The organism is Microvirga sp. P5_D2 (genome assembly GCF_054049475.1).
Genome location: NZ_JBFUMH010000353.1, coordinates 1 through 2,223, shown reverse-complemented (window position 1 = coordinate 2,223; position 2,223 = coordinate 1). Strand labels below are relative to the sequence as shown.

Sequence of the window (2,223 nt, the reverse complement as noted above, 5' to 3'; positions counted from 1 at the left end):
GATTGGACCCACCGCGGTCACCCAAGCGTCGGGAGCGTGGGGTCGCCTGGCAGTCGCACGCTCAAATCCGTTCTACGGCGAGGCATCGATTCTCGATGTGCACCATGTCCTTGATCTCACGGGTGATCCTATAGGTGGAGCCTGGCCGCACCTTTATCCGTCTATTGCGCCACTGAACTGAAGGTGTTCGAAGAGGTCGTGCCGGCAGCAGGTTCTGTCCGTGTGGCGGGAGGCATTGATCCGAAACACGCGGCGGATTTTGTTGAAGCCAGCCGGCTCGATGTCTGCCATCGGAGTAGGGAACTTCAGGTGTGGTTGTGGTCAGAACTCTTGTCAGGAAACTGCATTGGTTGAGAACGACGCGGACGAGAGTGATTTGCCGTATGCATCGAGGAGAGACGCAACGTCGTGCAACAGTGCCGACAGTGGCGTTGTTGAGAGGATGTCTAGTGTTAAGCCTGGGCGCTCGAGAGCGCCAAACAAATTTCATTCGAATCGTGTCGCGACTGATATGCGATCCCGTCCGGTTGATCTGGATGCTCCCATAAGGCGTCAGACCAGATCATCGCTCATCGGCGCCATGGTTTCCAGCGTCAGATAGTTGGTAACCGGTATGAAGATCACGGTGCCGCGGTCCGGCTGGAATTCGTAGGTTTCCGGCGTATGGTGCGACCATCCGGGACAGAGGCACCGGGAGCACGAAGTGCGGGCAGGCCGATGTACACGATGAGCTGCGAGCTCGTGTTAGTAGCTGGCCGCCTCTGCGACTGACCCGGTTGCACCGAGAGCGCGGATCCGTAGGTGTCGTGTCGCCCCACGCTCCCATCGTAACGCGAGCAAGGGAGCTGTGTCATTGCAGGCTGGTCAGCCGGCCCAGAAAGGCAACAAGCGCGGACCGGCCTATAGCTCCAATGTGAAGGAGTTCCGGGATCGGAAGATGAAGGCGGCTCGACAGGCCGAGAAAGCCTATGAGCGGTTTGTCGCCCAGTGGCAGCCCAGACCGCCCAAGGGCAAGGTGCACGAGCGCCTCAATCCGACAAGGCTCGAATGATCAGGCGGCCTGACGAGGCTTGCAGTCGATGCCCCGCTCTTCGCCACGAGGTCGCCCGCGCAAGAAGAGATTGCCACAATCGGCCGAAAGTCGCTTGTCAATCTCATCCGTCGAGTGCAGCTTGGTCCGGTGCGGAGCCGGAAAGCTCATGTAAGCCAGCACGTCTGTCTCGGCTTCGTCCAGAGGTCGGGCCCTGGGCCGGATCCCTCCGGAAAATCGCTCAATCGCAAAGCTATGATCAATCAACGTACAGGCTGGGGATGGATCTCCAGCCAGATCGCCTGTGGCATCGAGGCGAAGGCTGAGGCTCTCAATCTCAGGTCGGGACAGAAGGGGCAACAGGCAGCAATCATCTCCGCGATCTTCGGGGAGTGCATCAATTTGCTCCCGAAAGAAGGAGAAGAGCGGCCCGGAGGGGAGTTTAACTTTCTTTCTGGATCAACGTTTTAGCTAACACTGAGAGGATGCAATCGATGTTTCGGACCCTTGGCCCGGGAGCTTAGGGATGACACCTTATGCCCCCGAATACCAGCCGCGAAGCAGCTGCGCCCCCGCCGCTGCGGCCGCCGCCCTTGTGTTGACCCGAAAGGTACGAAACAGAGCCGCCATGTGAATCTTGACCGTGCCTTCACCAAGATTGAGCATGCGGGCGATTTCCTTGTTCGACTTTCCTTCCAGAAGCAGTTCAAGAACTTCGCGTTGGCGCTGCGTCAACATGTCGGCAGAACTGCTTTTCGGAGCCCGCGTGGTCAGGACCTGCCCTTCGAGGGCCAGGGAGGCAGTGCTAGCTACCGATGGCGGGACATAGACGGCGCCATCGCGCACGATCTTGAGCGCAGTCGCGAGTTCGTCAGGACTAACATTCTTCGGAATATAGCCGTGAACACCAGCATCCAGCGCCATGAGGATGTCCTGCCGGCGAATTGATGTCGACACCACCACAACCCGAACATTGGGGAAGCAGTCACGCACCGCTGCCAGGCTCGTGGCGCTCATCATCCCGGGCATGTTCAGTTCGAACAATCCCATCGACGCATTGGGCTGCTTGAGAAGCTGATCAAGCGCCTCATCCAGTGAGGCTGTCTGAATGACGCTTGAGTAGCCCAATCTGGCAATCAGAATGGCTTCAAGGGCAAGGCGAAAGTACTGATCAGGGTCGGCAATGAGTGCAG

The 2,223-nt window shown here is 58.6% G+C and carries 3 protein-coding genes; 2 read left to right on the top strand and 1 reads right to left on the bottom strand.

Annotation, left to right across the window (positions count from 1 at the left end):
• On the top strand, nucleotides 1-181 hold a 181-nt coding region (locus tag ACXJKO_RS31605), incomplete at its 5' end, for a hypothetical protein (RefSeq protein ID WP_457094952.1).
• Nucleotides 182-853: 672 nt separating this feature from the next.
• On the top strand, nucleotides 854-1,051 hold the full coding sequence (locus ACXJKO_RS31600) for a hypothetical protein (protein ID WP_457094951.1): 198 nt from the start codon (nucleotides 854-856) through the stop codon (nucleotides 1,049-1,051).
• Between the two features lie 513 nt (nucleotides 1,052-1,564).
• Here the strand turns inward: ACXJKO_RS31600 and ACXJKO_RS31595 are convergent.
• On the bottom strand, nucleotides 1,565-2,223 hold a 659-nt coding region (locus ACXJKO_RS31595; RefSeq protein WP_457094950.1), incomplete at its 5' end, for a LuxR C-terminal-related transcriptional regulator.